This is a genomic window from Metabacillus sp. 84, assembly GCF_050107715.1.
Lineage (GTDB): Bacteria > Bacillota > Bacilli > Bacillales > Bacillaceae > Metabacillus_B.
This window is the reverse complement of the sequence record NZ_JBNILN010000006.1, coordinates 45,347-63,009: the sequence shown is the minus strand read 5'-3', so window position 1 is coordinate 63,009 and position 17,663 is coordinate 45,347. Positions and strand designations below refer to the sequence as shown.

Below are 17,663 nucleotides of genomic sequence, written 5' to 3'. Positions count from 1 at the left end.
TAATTCAATGCAGCTGTGATTTGGATTGTTTTGCAAGCAATTCCGTTATTTGATGCTCCGGGAGCGGTCTGCTGAACAGAAACCCTTGCATATGATGGCAGCCATGGGTCCCCAGAAAATGCGCCTGCACTTCTGATTCCACTCCTTCTGCAATCATTTGAAGACCTAGATTTTCAGCAAGCCCGATAATCGCTTTAATGACAATTTCATCTTGCTTGCTGCTAAGCATATTGTGAACAAAGCTGCGGTCAATTTTTATTTTATCGAGAGGAAGCTGAGTAAGGTAGCTTAATGAGCTGTAACCTGTTCCAAAGTCATCAATGCTTAAATGAATCTTAATGTTTTTCAGTTCCTGAATGGTCCGGATAAACATTTCACTGTTATGCATGGACAGACTCTCTGTAAATTCAAGCTCGAAATGATTCGGGCTGATTCCATTTTCTTCTAACACACGGGATACCATTGAAACGAGATCCGGCTGGTAGAACTGTTTGATGGATAAATTCATGCTGAGACGCAAAGCAGGGGAATTTGTCGCCTGCCATTCCTTTAGCTGACGGCAGGCTTCATGCATGCTCCACTTGCCTATTTCAATTATCAGTCCCGTTTCTTCCGCGATCGGAATAAATTCAACTGGAGAAACAATTCCCAGAAGCGGATGGTTCCATCTCAGCAAAACCTCCATTCCGGTAATACTGTTTGTCCTCGTATCGTATTGCGGCTGGTAATAGAGCAGGAGCTCCTTCCTTTTTAAAGCGTGCATAAGCTCTTTTTGCAAAAAATACCGTCTCTCTATTGCCTGGCTTTTTTCTTCGCTGTACGTCCCAATAGCCGACTCTTTATTTATTTTTAATGCCAGATCACTCTTCTTCAGCAGCATATCCGGATTTGTTCCGTGGTCCGGATGAATCGCTGCGCCAAAGCTGACCTTCACTTTGTATTCGCGCCCTTCTGTAAAAAAACGGGTTTTGAAGTTCTCTGCCGTTTCGTTTGCGAGTCTGTAAAAAACATCTATATCGGTAATGTTTTCGATTACAACCACGAATTCGTCATTGAAAAAACGCCCGACAAAATGAGGGGCTGGGACACTGCTGCGAAGCTCCTGCCCAATTTCTTTTATGATTTTATCGCCAATGTTCTTTCCAAACATTTCATTGATATATTTAAACCGGCTAATGTTAACTTTAATAATTGCTGAACGGCCGGAATCATTTAACGTTATTTCCTCTAATTTTTTCATAACGGTCCGGTCATTAGGCAGCATCGTAAGTTCATCGAAGCAAGAAGAAGCGCGCAGTTCCTCATAGGCATTTCTCATGTCCGTAACATCATGAAAATTTAAGAAGACCCCGCCCTGCTCATCATCTTGGGTTAATACAGGAACAGACGTAACACAGCATACCCTGCCGGAGGGAAGACAGACTTCACCTGAATATGGCGTTTGTAATTTCACAGAGGAATGAATCAATTTTTCAGATTCAGAAAAACACTCCTCTGTCAAAACACATGATAAACTGACTCCTGACAGCTCATGGACGGGAAGATTAAAAAGCTTGGCTGCCGATATATTTGCATTCAGAATCCTTCTATCTTCTGCAAGATGTAATATAGCATCAGGATGAAATTCATACAGGAATTCAAAAGAGTTCTCCTGCTTAAAGGCTTCCTTTTTTAACGGGCGATTTAGAGGCATTAAACTCCCTCCTTCCAAAAAAACAGATTATGTATTATGTATCGACATGTTTTGGTCTTTCTGCAGGGTAAAAAGGCTTATTCTGCAAGTAAAGGAGAAGTTTGTTTAAAAAGCACGGTTTTGCAAACACTACCGGTATCGTTCTGTCTAGGAGATGTCTGATATGCCCAATTTCTTCTGGTACCTTCTCCTGTTCATCTTCACCGGTTTAATGCTCTATTCAGCAGGGATAAAAGATAAAAAAAGAGCCATTGTGCTATGGCTGTTCAATTCAGGTTTATCCTACTTATTTGAATTAGTCGTGTACGTCATGTACAACTGTTATCTGTACAAGCCTGACGTGTTTAAGGATCCCTTTGTGGATAGTACCTTCGGTTCCATATTCAGTCAAGGTCTCTCAGTCCCAGCTGCCGCAACCGTAGCTGCTCTTTTTAAATCGGGGGCAGCCTCCATTCTTATATTCAGTTATATATTTTCAGCCATTGAAGTCCTTTTTCTGCATCTGGATATATATGAACATGTTTGGTGGAAAACTTCATATACCTTTTTCTTCATACCGGTCTTATTTTCCATATCAAAACTTTGGTATTGGCTCCTAAAAAAAGGACGGATCCAAACTCTTTTTATTACCCATTACGTCTGTATGATTACCCTCTCAACCACCATTACATGGCTGTTGTTCGCAATCCGCCCGACCGTACTGTTTCATTTCGGTCTTTTTGAGGAACCAAGCCGGGATCATACGTTTGCAAACGCCATCTACTTTATAGCAGTCAGCCTGTTCTATTCGATTTTCGCTTTTACAAAATGGAAAACCTTAAAGCTTCTGCTCTTTATCCTTTTACTGGCTGCTGATTATTTGCTGGTTCAACATCATGTGATTCTGATTCATCATGCTATGGATGGTGCAGGTCTTGTCCTGACGCATCTATATTTTTGGGGGGCCAGCCTGCTACTGGGAAAGCAGCTGCAGCCTCCGCTGCATAGGCATGAAGAATAGACAGTGAGAGCCTGGCGCAAAACGCCAGGCTCACTTTGATTACCGGAACAGCAAATGCTGACTGTGGAGTCCGGCCTTTTTCAAGAGCTGAATCAGCTGATCCTGTTCCTCAGTTGAAAGCCCTGAAAAAGCACGCGTAATTCGAAGAGCATGAATCGGATAAATTTCATCAAGGTAAGTTTCCCCTTTGGCTGTAAGCTTTGCATAAATAGACCGCTTGTCACGGGGGTCCTGCTGGCGGACGATGTATTCGTTCTTTTCCAGCTTATCAATTACATACGTGACATTTCCGCTTACAAGAAGAAGCCTAGATCCGATTTGCTGAAGCTTTTGCGGACCTTTTGTGTACAGCAATTCCAATACAGCAAACTCTGTCGGGTTAAACCCGTGCTCTTTGCTATCCCTGATTGAATGCTCGGAAATACTCTTAAACGCTTTCGCAAAAACCCTGAATAAGGCCAACGCCCGGTCGGTTTCTTCTTGAGTATAAGAAAATCTCATATTCATCGCCCTCTTAAATATTCTCAAAATTCTCAAATTTTATCTTTATTTTACTATGAATACAAAGAGAATTAAAGGGCGATTTTATCCATTGGTGCAAATTGCCTGTTTTTTCTGAAATAAGGGATGCTGAATCAATATAGAGAAGATGGATAGCAAGCAGAAAAATGGTGTCTTTCCTGTGAACGGATCGGAGAAAGCTGAAGGGTATGATGAAGCACTCTTTTCCGGTAAGAAGCCGGCGATTTACAAAAAAGGAGTCTGCATGTCCGGCAAACTCTTTTAAGGTGATGCCGGCTTGCGTTTAATGGCCGGGATGCTATGGTAAAAGTAAACATACTCATTTTTCAGCTCAGAAATGGTCATTTTTCGAAGAACTTCATTATTATAAACCCCAATCGCAAGCAGCTTTTGGGAATAGTAATTTCTTTGTTCCTCAAGTGCGAATTTTAAAAGCTTGCTCATTATTCTTACCCCCTTCTGCTTTTTATTGGCTCTGCCTGCCGCCGCCCTGTACTTTTCGCTAAGCAGCCAGCTGCATGATTCTGCGAAAACTCTCTGATAAGTAAAAGACAGTCCTCCCGATAATCTTCCAAAAATAGCAAGGTCAGCCGAAAACTTTAAAGTTAATAAAGCCATCTCATACTTCTACATTACCCAATCTTTGTAAGCGGACGGTTAATCCATTGTAAAAATTACTGAGCCTGATATTAAGATTGTTTAAAAGTATGTGATTTATGAAAATGGTGCAATGATCCTATCCTATACGAAAGAGGGATCGCCCATGGCTGTTGTACTTTTTGCTTTTGATCAGAAAAATAATTTTTATTTTTTAAATAAAAATGAACCTGATGCAGCAGCTCTTATGCTTCTCTCAAACGGGCAAGCTGATCTTTCATTGTATGTTTTCGAACATGGAGAGTTCAGGGAGATCACCGTACTGTATCATCCCGATTTCCTTCAAGGGTGGCTTGCGGATTTCCAGAGAACCGTCCATTTAAGGAGATTGCCTGTTCCTCTTGATTTGTCCGTTTTGGACAAAGCGCAGTAATTCATACGTGTCTTTTCCTGCTGTCCTCAACAGTTCCTCAAGCAGCAAATCCCTTTTCAAATCCAGCTCGACCAGAGTTTGGGCAAGCTTTATTGCTTTGCCGCGTTCCATTTCTTATGCCCCCTTCGTTCAACTGGTTCTAAGTTTAGCTCTCATTGGTAAACAGCCAGAAATCCCAGTCAGACTTCCTGTTATTGTTAAGCTATAGTTGGTTTCAGTCCATTGTTTAAAGCGTAAAGCGTGAGACTACAGAGAAAACAGCCGGATAGGCGCGACCCCCCTGCTGAGAAGTGAAGAGAAGGCTCACCGCCCGCCCTGAATGAGCGACCGCTTGCTGCCTGCAATCAACCGCCAAAATGAACATAGCCTGCTGTTAAAGCAAGTTTAGCTTACACTCTTCCCTTATTCCCGGTTTTTGATATAAAATCTGACATGTTGTTTTTCAGAAGAAGCATAAATGGAAGGAAATCTAACACAACCGGAGATATTCAAGGCTTACTGTTGTATAGTGGAGGAAAGATTTGTTTCCTCAGAGGAGTGAGTCAAATGCATGAAGAACGGTCTTACAAGGATAAAAAAGTCATCTCAATCGGAACGGTAAGCGAACTTACAGGTTTGTCCGTCAGACAAATCCGGTATTATGAAGAGCGTCAGCTGATTTCTCCTCAGCGAAGCTCTAAGGGAACAAGGAAATATTCATTCTTTGATGTAGAGCGGCTCATGAACATAGCGGACCTCAGAGAAGAAGGAGTACAAACGACTGAAATTTTAAAAGACATTCGAAAAAAAGAAGAAAAGCATAAAAACCCCGCTCAGCTGCGAAAAAAAATGCTGCAGGGGCAGCTTAACGCTCATTTTCAGTATAAAAGCAACTAACGTGTTTATCTAAAAAGGATGTTCCTGCCCGGAACATCCTTTTTTTCAGCCCTTAAATTCATTCACCGACATAGCCAGTTTTTCAGAAAGTCCTGATAAATGTATAGAATTTTCTCTGACTTTCTCCATCGCAGAATTTGCCTGTTCAGCAGCAGCTGCCGTTTCCTCAATACCGGCAGCTGCTTCTTCAGAGACACTGGCAATATTAGCTATCGCCTCATCCATCTTTCTTCCTCTGCTAAGCAAATCTTCTAGCCGGCTGGAAATCATTGAGATGCCTGCAGTCACTGCGCCAACTTGACCGCGGATCACCTCGAACGTCTGACCTGTTTTTTCAATTGAAGTTTTCCCTATCAGAACCTGCTCATACCCTGAGCGCAGCTCTCCTGCAACCGACTTTGTTTCAGACCTCACGCTTTGAACGATAAGATCAATGTCTCCTATTGAAAGGGATACCTGCTCGGCAAGTTTGCGGACTTCATCAGCTACCACCGCAAAACCCCTCCCGTGTTCTCCTGCTCTGGCCGCTTCTATCGCGGCATTCAAGGCAAGCAAATTCGTTTGGTCCGCAATGGACTGGATGACTTCCATCAGCTTTGAAATTTTTTTGGATTGCTCATCCAGACCCGCCACCTTCGTAACTGAAGTCTCCATAATGCTATGGATTTTATTCATTTCTTCTATAGAATGTTTCATCAGCCTGCTTCCGGCTTCTGTTTCCTTGAGCACGGCTCCAGATGATTTTGACGCGGATTCTCCTCCTGCCGCCGCTTCATTGATCTTCGCAAGAAAATGCCCCATATTTTCTGACATGTCTGCAGCCGTGCCAGCCTGATGTTCAGCTCCCAGCGTCAGCTCATTCATAGTAAAAGCGATTTGTTCACTGCCTTCCTTAACTTGTATCGATGAGCTTTGAAGTCTGTCACTTTGATATTCAACCTCCCTTGCGGCCGATTTAATTCCATCGACAAGTGAAATGAGGGTATCGTTCATCGTGTTTGCCGAATTAATCAGCAGTCCCAGCTCATTCTTGGAATTGGAGGGAAGGGCTTCTCTGGTAAGCTGTCCTTCAGTTATTTCATTCAGTTTTTTTGTAAGAAGGGAAATGGGACCTGCGATCATTTTAGACATTCGAAAAGCTATGTATAGTCCTGCTGAGACAATAAGTGCAGAAAGAATAAGGATGATGAGTGAAGCAGTTTCTCCTCCGCTTATAATCTGATTACCCGAATCCATGATCTGTGTTTCTCTGTGCTGAGCAATTTCCTGATATTCTTTTATAAGTTCATTGGACACGGTTTGCGGTTCTTTCGCTAATGTTTGAACAGCCTGGATTCTGAATCCACCTTCATACGGTTCAATCACTTCCTCCTCTAACAGCTTTTGCCAGTTTCTCGTTTTGGCAATTAAGGTTTTGATCTCCTCTGAAGAATTCAGATCCAATAACTGCTGCTGTAAAGCTGCTCCCTCTTTTTTCAGTGCTTCGTATTCTTCTTTATAAGAAGGATTTTCATAAAGAAAATAGGCTCTGATGGATGAAGCCTGCTGTGCAAGATTATAGGATAGCTTTTCATCCAGTATCAGCGCAGCCGTTTCTTTATTAACAATCCGTTCTGTATCCATTTTAGTTTTGTAAATAACTCCGAAGTTCAATGCTGCCATCAGTACACTTAAACCGATCAAAATACTAAAGCCCGTTACAAGCAGCTTTCTGACACTTTTCGGTTTTTTTTCTTTTTTTATCATCTGTATCCCCCCTGATTCTAAATTCCCCCTCCTATTTTACTATTAGAAAGTTCTAAAAGAAATGACTTTTATGTATATTCAGCAAATTAATGAGATTTTTGTCAAATAATGCACTTTTTTGTCTAACTCTTTTCCTAAATAATCCTTTCATTACTGATTATTCTTTCGATATAATATAAGCAGAAGGAATCGTTGCCATCCGGAAAAGGGAAAACAATAAAACAAAAAGGGAGGGAGTTCGGTGAATCTGTATGAATCGGTTGTGGAAAAGTATCGCCAGAGAATGGTTGATATTGCCGGGAAGCATGGATATACTGCAAAAGAAACGGTAAGAGCAAGCCAGCATTTGGATAAACTTCTCAATATGAGCTCCCAGCCGACTCATCAGAGTACAAACCGATTCTTTGACCCTATAAAAAAAAGCTGATTCAGAATGAACTGAGTCAGCTTTTTTATTGCAAATGGTTGAGAAATGAAGTGGCAATGCCAAAGTAGATAAGCAGGGACAAAATGTCATTCAGGGTTGTAATCAGGGGGCCGGATGCTATGGCAGGATCAATTCCGAATTTGTTGAGCACAATTGGAATGACGGTGCCGGCCATCGTACCAATGATCAGGGTTAAAAACAAGGATGAACCGACTACCAGTCCGAGCAGCGGATTTCCCTGCCAAATCACAGCAATAGCAGTAATCAACATTCCGCAGACGGCCCCTATTAACAGTCCGACCCTGAGTTCCCTGAGTATCAGACCTCCAACCATTCTGGCATCCAGATCATTTTGTCCGAGGCCGCGAATCACTACGGCTAGAGACTGAGTACCTGTATTCCCTGTCATACCCGCAATCATTGGCATAAAAAAGGCGAGGGCTACCACCTCATTTAATGTTCCTTCAAATACACTAATAATGCTTCCGGAAACCAAACCGATGAACAGCAGCAAAATCAGCCAGGGGAGCCGGCGATATGCTGCGGTTAATGCCTTCGTTTCAAAATCAATGGATTTTCCGGAGGCGGCAAATTTTTCATAGTCCTCATTGGCTTCTTGGATTACGATATCAATCACGTCATCTACTGTAACAATTCCTGCAAGTACGTGGTTTTCCTCAACTACTGGCAAAGCCAGAAAGTCATACCGTTCAATCAGTCTGGCTACTTCCTCCTGATCGGCATCTGCTTTAATGGATATAACACGTGTATACATGATGTCTTCAATCAGTTCATCACGTTCACCTAAAATCAGGTCTCTGTAAGAAATGACTCCTACAAGCTGCTTTTGTTCATTTATAACATATAGATAATTGATTGCTTCTGCAATTTCCGCGAAGGATTTGAGCTTGACTACAGCATCCCGGACCGTATAATGGTTCGGAATCCATACATATCGATTGGTCATGATCCGTCCAGCTGTCTCTGGCGGGTAATTCATCAGCGTTTGAACTGCTTCGGACTCTTCTTGTTCCATACTTGAAAGCAATTGATCTTTCAGCTCAGAATCCAGTTCCTCCAAAAGCTGTGCCAGATCGTCATTATCCATTTTATTCATTACATGAACGCCTTTAACCTTGCCGATTTTATTAAAAAGGGCAAGCTGATAAGGTCTTTCTAATTCCTGCATCAGAACCGTAATATCGTCAACATTCATAAAGGATAAAAAGCGGGCATAGTGTTTTTCAGGCATTTCTTTAAAAACACTCGCCATATCGTAGGGCTGGAGCTCTTCAATCAGTTCCCTGAATTCCTTGCGCTTGCCATCCCGCAGAAGAAGGATAATCCGCAGCAGGATTTCATCATATGTCATATTTTTCACCATGAGGTGTCCTCCTTACTATTCCGCGGAGGCCTCCCAGACAGCAAAGAGTAAAGGCAGGTTCCATTCCGCGAAATGCATACCGTGAGTATCTGAATCAATCGTCTGTGACATTTCCGATCGGGGAATTTCCATGCCGTTACCTCCCAAAAAATTAATTCAAGTGATATGATTAACTTACTGAGTGCTCGCTAAGCAGCTAACCCTATAAAAAAAACACACCGGGAATGAAGGCGTGCAAAAAACAAGCATTTCATTCTTCCATCGTAGAGCTTTAGCACTGTGCAGCATAGGAAAAAGATCCAGCTGCATTAAAAATCACCTTAAGCCGATGATTCCTGTTGACCCATTGGCGTCTTTGGACATTTTTGGGCAGCAGCGTCTCTCCACACAGGAGCCTCACCTAACGAAGAATATATTGTATTCACACATTGACATTACATAATTTCACGAAACCTGTCAATCAAATTCAAACTAAGCCGATTTCTTCTTCATCTTATGCAAAAACGAGGATGGATGAGGGGAATAAAGCGCCTATTTTTATGAGGAAGGTGTCCGCGATGAGAATTGAATACCTGAGCAAAGGAAAACCTAAACGGCTGATGGATCAGCACGGAAAAGCATATGAATCAGGAATCAGCAAATCACCAGCAGCAGAGCTTACGGTCTCAGCAGAAAAAGTATTTGATGATGATGTTGCCAATCACTCATTTCACGGCGGTCCTGACCGGGTACTGTGTGTCTATCCATATGAACATTATAATGTATGGAAGGAAGAATTCGGCAAGGAATTGCAGCATGCAGCCTTTGGTGAAAACTTAACACTTTCCGGCTTGACCGAGAAAGAGGTCTGCATAGGGGACCAATACGAAATCGGAACTGTACTGGCAGAAATATCGCAAGGACGCTATCCTTGTGCGACGATCAACCGGCATACTGGTATCAATCAGCTTCTTTCAAGAGTGATTGAGACTGGCTATACAGGCTATTTTTTTAGAGTTATCAGGCCTGGAGTAATTAGGAATACAGATTGTATTCAGCTGATAAAGCGGACAACATCCATCACTGTAGCAGATATTCACCATACCTTCTTTCATAACCGCAGGGACGCTGCAGCCATTCAAAAAATACTGGAAGTCCAGCAGCTTGCAGAGGATTGGAAAGGAAAATTGAGGGCTTTATCCAAGAGGCTTGAAGATTAACTGCGCTGTTTTGCAGAAGGCAATGCCGGCCGGGGTGCAAGAATTGTCTTGTCTCGAGTATTTTGTTATTTAGCAAGAAGGCTGAAGAGATTGTTTTGTGATCTAAAGCAGAATTTTCAGCTCGGACCACGTTCAGACTGAAAAAATGGGCCGGAGCAAAGCTCCAACCCCAACTATGTCTGCTAATTCTCTGTACTCGAGACTACAAAATGAACATTTGTCTTTGCCCTCACTTCTTCGGCCAGGGAACCCCGGATGGTTGGAAAACTCAATCTCCCGCCACTGTACATGGGAATCCGGTTGAAACTAAAATTAAGGCTGTGAGAGTAAGGAATCTAAAGCATGATCGGCATCTCCTTACCTTACCTATCCTCAGATGGCAGGCCCACATCTTCTTCAGAAAGCAAATGATAAGATTCTTTTAAAAATAGCGCAGCGCCATCTTTATTCTTCGGATGCTGAACAAGCCTTGCTGGGTCTATATTCAGGATTTGCTTTTCATCTTCGCGGTGTTCCAATCTGGTCCCCCCCTTCACATTTCCCTTAGTATTCCAATTGCCGATAAAAAAACCCCTTTTTCATCAAGTCTAAGTTCAATTGGTCTGATAATTGCAGCTGGGCAGGCGGCGGTAGTCCTCTCCGCCGCTGTTCGCCTGCAGGGTCTTACGTGTCCCGCTGCTCTTATCTTAGCCCGGAATCTGCCAAAACCGACACTATGCTTTAACAAAGCCTTCATTTTAAGGAGGCAGCTGCCGTTAGCTTCTGGAATTAATCTTCGAAAGAAGGCGAAGAATTTCCAGGTACAGCCATACTAGCGTGACCAGCAAAGCAAATCCGCCATACCATTCCATATGTTTAGGCAGTCCGCTTGCAGCCCCGTGTTCAATAAAATCAAAATCCAAAACGAGATTCAAAGCAGCAATCACGATAATTACAAGAGAAATGATTATTCCAATCATATTTGATTCATGGAGAAACGGGACTGCAATCCCAAAAAAACTAAGAACGAAAGAAATCAGATAAACCATAAAAACGCCCATCGTGGCTGCAGCCACGCCAAGCCGGAAATTACGAGTTACTTGAATCAGCCCGCTTCGGTATACAAGAAGCAGCCCAAGGAAGATCCCCATTGTAATAAGTACGGCCTGCATAACGATTCCTTCATATATACTTGAATAATAAGCAGAAATTCCTCCAACGAACATTCCCTCAAGAACCGCATATACAGGAGCTGTAATGGGAGAGGCTTTTGGGGCAAAGCTTGTAATTAACGCAAAGATCAGTCCCCCGATGGCTCCGGTTATCATCATCGGCGCCACATTATCCCCTTGCGCTGCATATGCCCAGGTTGCACCTGCTGATACAACTAAAATAAACAGCAGCAAAAAGGATTTGTGCACAGTCCCCATTAGGGTCATCCGTTTACCGCCTGTATAGCCGAATTGTTTTTCAAAAGACTTCATTACAGGATTAGCCGTTCTCAATGTGAATCCTCTCCTTTTTCTTAATTATCCTATTACGAAACGTATTTAAAAATGGTTTCACTTTTCCTTATTATGTTGCTTTATTAAAGCATGGTGTTGATTTTTCACACCTGTTGATTGGAGCGGAAGGCGTGAGACTCCGAGCTAAGAGCAGCGGGACAGGTGAGACCCCGCAGTCGCGAGGCTCACCGCCCGCCCCGCGGAAAGTGAACGCGTGCAGCGGAAATCAACAGCCAAGTTTAAGTATTTAATACGGATCCGCCTTAGAAACCTTCTTCTTTTTAGCTCATATTCTCCATATAATGAATGAAAAACAAGCTGATCGGAGCGTGAGTGGAATTGAAAAATCCATTAGCAGGAACGACTAAGCAGATCTTCAGGAAAATCGAATCGTTTCAAAACCGAAAAATGCTATATATGTATCGAGAGTACCTCCAGCAGCTGACAGGCGGGCTGCAAACCTTCCATTCTTTAATGGATTCACATATGCAGCTAAAACTTGAATGCCTGTACATAAAAAGAAGGCTGATCCAGTCCAGGCTGATCCACCTGGATCTCAGACTGCTTCAGTCAAAGGATTTTGTCTTTTCAGATGAACTGAAAAAAGTGTGGATAGGCAAAACCATGAACGAATTAAAAAACAATTGGCAAAAATGATTTGGATGGGTCCCGCTCCTCCATTGTATTTTCCATCTAAGACTCCCCTCTCCTGCTGAACAAGTTAAACAGATTCGCTTGCCATCTGCGTCTCAGCTAAATTTCAAAGAACGATTTCATCTGAACATAGTATGATATACCCCTCTTATGTATGAGGAATAACCCAGTAATAAAGAATTTTTTTATCTTCAGCTCCAGGAACGTATGACACCGAAAGCTGTATGTCAGCCTTTTTCGCGATTCTTGCTTATGGGCAAATACCTGCTAGAAACGGCCTTTTCCACTAGACTTCCGTTTTTTTAACCGGTTCAAATGTTTCAGATGCAAATTAACGTGGAACACCTTAGTAGACACAGATTGAAAGAGGAGGCATTCAAACATGCAAGAGCATAAGCTTTATATTAACGGTGAATATGTTGATTCTTCTTCCAGCGAGTGGATTGATATTGTTAATCCTTCAAACGGGGAAGTGATATCCCGTATTCCGGACAGCACAGAAGAAGATGCAGAAAAGGCGATTGACGCGGCTTATAAGGCACAAATAGAGTGGGAGAAAGTCCCTTCTAATAAACGGGGGAAAATTGTCCGTCAAATTGGTGACGAAATTGAGAAGAATCGGGAAAAAATGATTACCCTGCTATCTGAAGAGCAAGGTAAGCCGTATGAACAGTCCTCTGCGGAAGTAGACCTTGCTGTTGATTATTTTCGATACATGTCTGAATGGGCAAGAAGAATCGAGGGAGAAGTCATACAAAGTGACCGTCCAAATGAGAATATCTTTCTTCATAAACGCCCGATCGGAGTTATCGGCGGCATCGTTCCATGGAACTTTCCGGTCTTTATCTTTGCAAGAAAAGTAGCTACCGCTTTGATCGCAGGATGCTCTATCGTATTAAAGCCGAGTCAGCAGACTCCAAACACCGCAGCTGAATTAACCAAAATCATCTCGAACCTGGACCTTCCTAAAGGTGTTTACAATATGATTACCGGTACAGGCTCCACGATCGGAAACGCTCTGGCCAGCAGTCCGAAAGTAGCGATGATTACGATGACAGGGAGCATCGGAGCCGGAACAAAGGTTATGGAAGCAGTTGCCCAAAACATCACGAAAGTCAATCTTGAACTTGGCGGTAAAGCTCCGGCCATCGTAACGAAGCATGCTGATCTGGATTTAGCGGTAGAAAACATTAAAACTTCCCGGATTACCAATGCCGGACAAGCATGTACGAATGCAGAAAGAGTTTATGTGCATGAATCCGTTGCCGACGAATTTATTGATAAACTTGCAGCTGCATTCAAAAAGGTGAAAGTCGGAGACGCCGTTAACGACCGAGATGCAGAAATGGGGCCGTTAGTCAGCGCCGACCGCTTGAAAACGGTGGAAGATGCTTTGCAGCAGGCAATTGATGAAGGAGCAAAGGTCATGGCTGGCGGCAAGCGTCCTGAAGGATTGAACGGCGGCTTCTTCCTTGAACCAACTGTTCTTGCCAATGTGACGGATGACATGGATATCATGAAAGACGAAATCTTTGGACCTGTTCTTCCGGTTACTACCTATACGGACCTGGATGAAGCGATTCGGATGGCAAATGATTCCATATACGGGTTATCTTCATCTGTCTATACCGATGACTATAACGAAGCGATGTACGTATCCAATAACCTCCGCTTTGGCGAAACTTTTGTCAACAGGGAAAACTTTGAAGCCGTTCAAGGCTATCATGCCGGCATGAGACAATCCGGCCTTGGCGGTGCAGATGGCAAGCACGGGCTCGAGGATTTCCTTGTGACGCAGGTTGTCTACATGCAATATAAGACCGATTTAAAATAAGCAGCATGGGCTGTCTAAACGTCCAGCTGAGAAACCCCCGTTGTTCACACTGAAACGGGGGTTTCATTATGAAAATCGTTTTGTTTTTATCAGGCTGCTTTGAGCGGAAAGCGACATACTCCGAGCTATATCCTGCGGGACAAATGAGAAGACCCCGCAGCTGCGATGCGAGAAACCGGCCGATGGGGACAAAACCGGGTGGAATTTCTGCCCTTAGAACAGCGCGAACATGCTCGAATTATGCCGAAAAGTCTTTATATGAAAAGTACGGACAATAAAATCAGAATACGGACAATAAAACTGCAAGTACGGACAATAAAACCAGAGTACGGACAATAAAACCAGAATACGGACAATAAAATTTAGGTGCGTAGCAAATACCAATATGCGGGACAAAACCGGGTGGAATTTCTGCCCTTAGAACAGCGCGAACATGCTCGAATTATGCCGAAAAGTCTTTATATGAAAAGTACGGACCATAAAATCAGAGTACGGACAATAAAATCTAGGTGCGTAGCAAATATCAAGAGCTGTCTGGAACGGAAATCAGCGGGAATTGACCTTCTATAAACCTGGATTGTTTTAAACGTGCTCCCTCTTTTCAATAAAGACAAAAGAATGGATGCAGCCTTACTTCCATTAGTGACGGAAAAACAGGGTCTTTTTTGCGGGCAGGTTAAAGCTTCTTTTTCATGAGCAAAACGCTGACTTTATATACGGATAAAATCCCAAGCAAAATGGCTGCAGCTGCGGCCGTTCTCGCTACTGCCGGTGCGGCAGACATCTGGTTAACCGCTATAGCGACAAGAGCCCATATAAAGACCAGTCCGTATGCAAGATCATTTTTACCCATAATCATATATGCACCGAGTAAAGCTGAGACCGCCAGCATGATGATCGTCCAGGCAAGCTCTCCAAGTCCAAGAAATGAACTGATATCGTTGGCTTCAAATACAATAAATACATTCACAATCGACGCTACGGAAATCCAGCCCATATAGACAGAAATCGGAACATTGAGGAAAAAAGTGGTTTGACCGGATTTTTCAATTAAGGAATAAATAGTAATCAGCGTTCCCAGAATCCCTGCCATTGCAAAAATAGTCAGATTAAATAATTCATAATGAAAGAGCACAATCCATAGAGCATTAAGCAGAGCATTCCCAGCAAAGTAAAAGCCAATTTCCCTGTAAACGTTTTTCTCTGCAACCGGGGCAAAAAACGCGCGCACAACCCATATCGCGAGGAGTATATAAATAACGCTCCAAATGGCGAATGCATAGCCCGCCGGTTCAAACAGCACAGGGATTCCCGCTGATACTTCACCCGTTGTCTGTCCGTTTATAGGGAGAGCATTTGCCAAAAAATTTACCCCTACCATAACTATATAGGCCAGCACATTGACTATTGCAAGAACCTTAAAGCTTTTCATCTGATCCATCCTTTCCTATACTTCATACATATCCTCCAATGATTGAGAACATGTCTTAAACTTTTCCCTTTCCTTAAACTACTCACTCTTCCTCAGCCGATTTAAAACCTATGGAGAGGGTATAGATAACTATCTTTATTTGCAGGAGGTTAATGGATTGAAAAGTCAGTTTGCCGAAACGAACTTGCCACTTTTTTCCTCTTCTTTATGGAGACCCGTTGAACAGGAATTATCGTTCCCTCCGCTTGCAGAATCCTTAAAAGTTGATGCGGTGGTTGTGGGAGGTGGAATTACAGGAATTACAGCTGCCTATCTCCTGCAAAAATCAGGAGTTCAGACCGCCTTAATTGAAGCAAAAAGTATTCTTAGCGGTGCAACCGGCCATACGACAGCCAAAATCACTTCCCAGCACGGACTGATCTACGATTCACTTATTCACAATCATGGAGATGAACGGGCAAAGCAGTATTACATGGCAAACGAAGAAGCCCTTGGATTTATTCGGGAGACAGCAGATCTGCTGTCAATATCCTGCCAGCTTCGTACTCAAAATGCCTATTTGTATGCCTCAACGGACAGCGGGGCAGAAAAGATCCATTCTGAATACAAAGCATATGAAACGCTTGGAATACCAGCCGAATTGACTGACAGCACTCCCCTTCCTTTCTCTGTAACATCTGCTATCCGCCTTAAAAATCAGGCCCAATTTCATCCGGTTGCTTATTTGTCAGGTCTGCTGAAGGAATTCGTTAGCTCCGGGGGATTTGTTTATGAGCATACCCGTGCTGCAGAGCTTGTAAAATCAGAAATGCCGGCAATTGTTACATCTGAAGGACATAAGGTAAGCGCGAGGCATGTCATCATTTCTTCCCATTATCCGTTTGCAGATTTTTCCGGACTGCAATTTGCGAAATTGGAACCTGAAAGATCCTATATTCTTGCAGCCAGAACAGCGTCTCCATTTTCTGAAGGCATGTATATCAGTGCAGATGACCCAGTGCGCTCATTGAGAACTGCAGAAGATAATGGAGAAAAGCTTGTCCTGATCGGCGGCGAAGGACATAAAACCGGCCAGACTGAAGATACTTACCAATGCTATGAAGCACTCGCTGAATACGGCCTGAAATATTTAGACGCAAGTGACATCCGCTACCGATGGTCAACCCAGGATTTAAAAACACTGGATGGAGTCCCCTACGCGGGACCCATAACAAAGCAGCAGCCCAATATACTGATGACCACCGGCTACGGTCTTTGGGGAATGACAAATGGAACAGTATCTGCTCAGATTGCTGCAGATTCCATTCTTGGAAAGGATAACCCTTTCGCAGACTTGTATTCTCCATTTCGTTCAGCTTCCAAGTCAGCCTCAGCGTCACAATTTATTAAACAAAACACAGACACTGCCAAAGCATTCGTAAAAGGAAAGTTCAATCACTCAAACAAGGATGTGGATGAACTGCAAAAGGATGAGGGAGCGAAGCTAAAAGTAAACGGGCAGAAGGCCGGTGCTTACAGGGACACTGCAGGAAACGTGACCCTCGTAAAGCCTGTTTGCACCCATATGGGCTGCGACCTGGAATGGAACAATGGAGACAGGTCATGGGACTGCCCTTGCCACGGCTCCAGATTCAATACGGATGGAGAGATTCTGGAGGGTCCTGCTGTCAAGCCGCTACCTAAAATCGACTGATGGGCGGCTGCGCTTTGAAAAAGGAAGATACAGCAGAAAAAAACTTACAAGCATGACCGCCTCCATATTATAAAGATACCAAGGCCATGCCCCTAAAAATTCCAGAAGGGAATTCCCTTCTGGTTTTTTCATGAGGTATAAGTAATTCGAGCCCAGCAGCTGATTTAAGCCGTAAACAGCAGCACCATAAAGAGTGATGACCGCTGCCGTTATCCATAACGACTGAAGACCAGGTTTATAGCCTTGAAAAACAAACATAAGGCATGCTATGATCACTCCTCCGTGCGAAAGGAAAAACAAGAAGAAGATAAGGTGGGGAAACGAGTACGTACCGAGATCCGGAGTCGCAATCGCTTGAAACGAGCTGGCCAATCCTGCATACCAAAGAAATGCGAACAGTAGCCGGCTACTGGTGAACAGCATGATAATTGATAACAAAACAGCCAAATCACTCAGATGGAGAGGGAGATCTTCAGAGACGGACCACTCTCCAGCCGCAAACTTCCAAATGTGCTCTGCCGCTTCCGACCCGAACAAAAGAAATCCGAGAGAATAGCGAATAAGATTAAATCTGGTGCGCAGAAAAAAAATCAGAAGAGAAAAGATAAGTATGATGAAGAGTGTTAAAACGTGCTCAAGCGAGAATACCTGGAAGGAGCCGCTCATAAATAATCACCTCATCCTCATTC

General features: G+C 43.3%; 18 protein-coding genes and 1 riboswitch. Of the genes, 8 read left to right on the top strand and 10 right to left on the bottom strand.

Annotated features, from left to right (window positions below; all coding sequences use genetic code 11):
- Positions 1-4 precede the first annotated feature (4 nt).
- On the bottom strand, positions 5-1,693 hold the full coding sequence (locus ACQCV8_RS12480; RefSeq protein WP_426844971.1) for an EAL domain-containing protein: 1,689 nt from the start codon (positions 1,691-1,693) through the stop codon (positions 5-7).
- A gap of 163 nt (positions 1,694-1,856) precedes the next feature.
- On the opposite strand from ACQCV8_RS12480, the gene ACQCV8_RS12475 reads away from it, so the two are divergent.
- Positions 1,857-2,693 (top strand): hypothetical protein, encoded by an 837-nt coding sequence (locus ACQCV8_RS12475; protein WP_426844970.1) that lies wholly within the window; start codon positions 1,857-1,859, stop codon positions 2,691-2,693.
- Positions 2,694-2,732: 39 nt separating this feature from the next.
- On the opposite strand, the gene ACQCV8_RS12470 is transcribed toward ACQCV8_RS12475, so the two are convergent.
- The 3 genes from ACQCV8_RS12470 to ACQCV8_RS12460 all read right to left on the bottom strand — a co-directional run bounded on the left by ACQCV8_RS12470 (position 2,733) and on the right by ACQCV8_RS12460 (position 4,356).
- Positions 2,733-3,194 carry a MarR family winged helix-turn-helix transcriptional regulator gene (locus tag ACQCV8_RS12470; RefSeq protein WP_426844969.1) on the bottom strand — a complete coding sequence of 154 codons (462 nt, stop codon included), beginning with the start codon at positions 3,192-3,194 and terminating at the stop codon, positions 2,733-2,735.
- Between the two features lie 282 nt (positions 3,195-3,476).
- Positions 3,477-3,659 carry a Fur-regulated basic protein FbpA gene (fbpA, locus tag ACQCV8_RS12465; RefSeq protein ID WP_426844968.1) on the bottom strand — a complete coding sequence of 61 codons (183 nt, stop codon included), beginning with the start codon at positions 3,657-3,659 and terminating at the stop codon, positions 3,477-3,479.
- Positions 3,660-4,191: 532 nt separating this feature from the next.
- Positions 4,192-4,356 (bottom strand): hypothetical protein, encoded by a 165-nt coding sequence (locus ACQCV8_RS12460; RefSeq protein ID WP_426844967.1) that lies wholly within the window; start codon positions 4,354-4,356, stop codon positions 4,192-4,194.
- 435 nt (positions 4,357-4,791) lie between these two features.
- Here ACQCV8_RS12460 and ACQCV8_RS12455 point away from each other — a divergent pair, with 435 nt between their 5' ends.
- Complete coding sequence (locus ACQCV8_RS12455; protein WP_426844966.1) at positions 4,792-5,121, top strand: MerR family transcriptional regulator; 330 nt, start codon at positions 4,792-4,794, stop codon at positions 5,119-5,121.
- Between the two features lie 45 nt (positions 5,122-5,166).
- On the opposite strand, the gene ACQCV8_RS12450 is transcribed toward ACQCV8_RS12455, so the two are convergent.
- Positions 5,167-6,867 carry a methyl-accepting chemotaxis protein gene (locus tag ACQCV8_RS12450; RefSeq protein ID WP_426844965.1) on the bottom strand — a complete coding sequence of 567 codons (1,701 nt, stop codon included), beginning with the start codon at positions 6,865-6,867 and terminating at the stop codon, positions 5,167-5,169.
- Positions 6,868-7,108: 241 nt separating this feature from the next.
- On the opposite strand from ACQCV8_RS12450, the gene ACQCV8_RS12445 reads away from it, so the two are divergent.
- Positions 7,109-7,294 (top strand): aspartyl-phosphate phosphatase Spo0E family protein, encoded by a 186-nt coding sequence (locus ACQCV8_RS12445; RefSeq protein ID WP_426844964.1) that lies wholly within the window; start codon positions 7,109-7,111, stop codon positions 7,292-7,294.
- Positions 7,295-7,319: 25 nt separating this feature from the next.
- Here ACQCV8_RS12445 and mgtE read toward each other — a convergent pair whose 3' ends face one another.
- On the bottom strand, positions 7,320-8,678 hold the full coding sequence (gene mgtE / locus ACQCV8_RS12440; RefSeq protein WP_426844963.1) for a magnesium transporter: 1,359 nt from the start codon (positions 8,676-8,678) through the stop codon (positions 7,320-7,322).
- Positions 8,679-8,927: 249 nt separating this feature from the next.
- Positions 8,928-9,093: riboswitch (M-box (ykoK) riboswitch) on the bottom strand.
- Positions 9,094-9,235: 142 nt separating this feature from the next.
- Between mgtE and ACQCV8_RS12435 the strand changes: the two genes are divergently transcribed.
- Positions 9,236-9,877 carry an MOSC domain-containing protein gene (locus ACQCV8_RS12435; protein WP_426844962.1) on the top strand — a complete coding sequence of 214 codons (642 nt, stop codon included), beginning with the start codon at positions 9,236-9,238 and terminating at the stop codon, positions 9,875-9,877.
- A 362-nt stretch (positions 9,878-10,239) separates the two neighbouring features.
- Here ACQCV8_RS12435 and ACQCV8_RS12430 read toward each other — a convergent pair whose 3' ends face one another.
- Both ACQCV8_RS12430 and ACQCV8_RS12425 read right to left on the bottom strand, forming a co-directional pair.
- Positions 10,240-10,395, bottom strand: a complete 156-nt coding sequence (locus ACQCV8_RS12430) for a transcriptional regulator SplA domain-containing protein (RefSeq protein WP_426844961.1) — start codon at positions 10,393-10,395, stop codon at positions 10,240-10,242.
- Between the two features lie 237 nt (positions 10,396-10,632).
- Positions 10,633-11,361, bottom strand: coding sequence for a Bax inhibitor-1/YccA family protein (locus ACQCV8_RS12425; protein ID WP_426844960.1), 729 nt, complete (start codon positions 11,359-11,361; stop codon positions 10,633-10,635).
- 339 nt (positions 11,362-11,700) lie between these two features.
- On the opposite strand from ACQCV8_RS12425, the gene ACQCV8_RS12420 reads away from it, so the two are divergent.
- From ACQCV8_RS12420 to ACQCV8_RS12410, 3 genes are all read left to right on the top strand, one after another.
- On the top strand, positions 11,701-12,018 hold the full coding sequence (locus ACQCV8_RS12420) for a hypothetical protein (RefSeq protein ID WP_426844959.1): 318 nt from the start codon (positions 11,701-11,703) through the stop codon (positions 12,016-12,018).
- Positions 12,019-12,397: 379 nt separating this feature from the next.
- The gene (gene aldA / locus ACQCV8_RS12415) at positions 12,398-13,849 is read left to right on the top strand and encodes an aldehyde dehydrogenase (protein ID WP_426844958.1); all 1,452 of its coding nucleotides are present in this window, start codon (positions 12,398-12,400) and stop codon (positions 13,847-13,849) included.
- A 68-nt stretch (positions 13,850-13,917) separates the two neighbouring features.
- Complete coding sequence (locus tag ACQCV8_RS12410) at positions 13,918-14,127, top strand: hypothetical protein (RefSeq protein WP_426844957.1); 210 nt, start codon at positions 13,918-13,920, stop codon at positions 14,125-14,127.
- 398 nt (positions 14,128-14,525) lie between these two features.
- Here the strand turns inward: ACQCV8_RS12410 and ACQCV8_RS12405 are convergent, their stop codons facing one another.
- A complete protein-coding gene (locus ACQCV8_RS12405) occupies positions 14,526-15,281 on the bottom strand; it encodes a tryptophan-rich sensory protein (protein WP_426844956.1) in 756 nt (251 codons plus the stop codon).
- A 157-nt stretch (positions 15,282-15,438) separates the two neighbouring features.
- Here ACQCV8_RS12405 and ACQCV8_RS12400 point away from each other — a divergent pair, with 157 nt between their 5' ends.
- Complete coding sequence (locus tag ACQCV8_RS12400; RefSeq protein ID WP_426844955.1) at positions 15,439-16,974, top strand: FAD-dependent oxidoreductase; 1,536 nt, start codon at positions 15,439-15,441, stop codon at positions 16,972-16,974.
- On the opposite strand, the gene ACQCV8_RS12395 is transcribed toward ACQCV8_RS12400, so the two are convergent.
- The gene (locus ACQCV8_RS12395; RefSeq protein ID WP_426844954.1) at positions 16,957-17,640 is read right to left on the bottom strand and encodes a TIGR02206 family membrane protein; all 684 of its coding nucleotides are present in this window, start codon (positions 17,638-17,640) and stop codon (positions 16,957-16,959) included. The genes ACQCV8_RS12400 and ACQCV8_RS12395 overlap by 18 nt on opposite strands.
- Positions 17,641-17,663 lie beyond the last annotated feature (23 nt).

Bases quoted from the DNA above. Each gene is read 5' to 3' on its own strand.
- ACQCV8_RS12455 (WP_426844966.1), top strand. From the start codon at position 4,792: ATGCATGAAGAACGGTCTTACAAGGATAAAAAAGTCATCTCAATCGGA.
- ACQCV8_RS12435 (WP_426844962.1), top strand. From the start codon at position 9,236: ATGAGAATTGAATACCTGAGCAAAGGAAAACCTAAACGGCTGATGGAT.
- ACQCV8_RS12410 (WP_426844957.1), top strand. From the start codon at position 13,918: ATGAAAATCGTTTTGTTTTTATCAGGCTGCTTTGAGCGGAAAGCGACA.
- ACQCV8_RS12405 (WP_426844956.1), bottom strand. From the start codon at position 15,281: ATGAAAAGCTTTAAGGTTCTTGCAATAGTCAATGTGCTGGCCTATATA.
- ACQCV8_RS12450 (WP_426844965.1), bottom strand. From the start codon at position 6,867: ATGATAAAAAAAGAAAAAAAACCGAAAAGTGTCAGAAAGCTGCTTGTA.
- ACQCV8_RS12470 (WP_426844969.1), bottom strand. From the start codon at position 3,194: ATGAGATTTTCTTATACTCAAGAAGAAACCGACCGGGCGTTGGCCTTA.
- ACQCV8_RS12395 (WP_426844954.1), bottom strand. From the start codon at position 17,640: ATGAGCGGCTCCTTCCAGGTATTCTCGCTTGAGCACGTTTTAACACTC.
- fbpA (WP_426844968.1), bottom strand. From the start codon at position 3,659: ATGAGCAAGCTTTTAAAATTCGCACTTGAGGAACAAAGAAATTACTAT.
- ACQCV8_RS12475 (WP_426844970.1), top strand. From the start codon at position 1,857: ATGCCCAATTTCTTCTGGTACCTTCTCCTGTTCATCTTCACCGGTTTA.
- aldA (WP_426844958.1), top strand. From the start codon at position 12,398: ATGCAAGAGCATAAGCTTTATATTAACGGTGAATATGTTGATTCTTCT.
- ACQCV8_RS12460 (WP_426844967.1), bottom strand. From the start codon at position 4,356: ATGGAACGCGGCAAAGCAATAAAGCTTGCCCAAACTCTGGTCGAGCTG.
- ACQCV8_RS12480 (WP_426844971.1), bottom strand. From the start codon at position 1,693: ATGCCTCTAAATCGCCCGTTAAAAAAGGAAGCCTTTAAGCAGGAGAAC.
- mgtE (WP_426844963.1), bottom strand. From the start codon at position 8,678: ATGGTGAAAAATATGACATATGATGAAATCCTGCTGCGGATTATCCTT.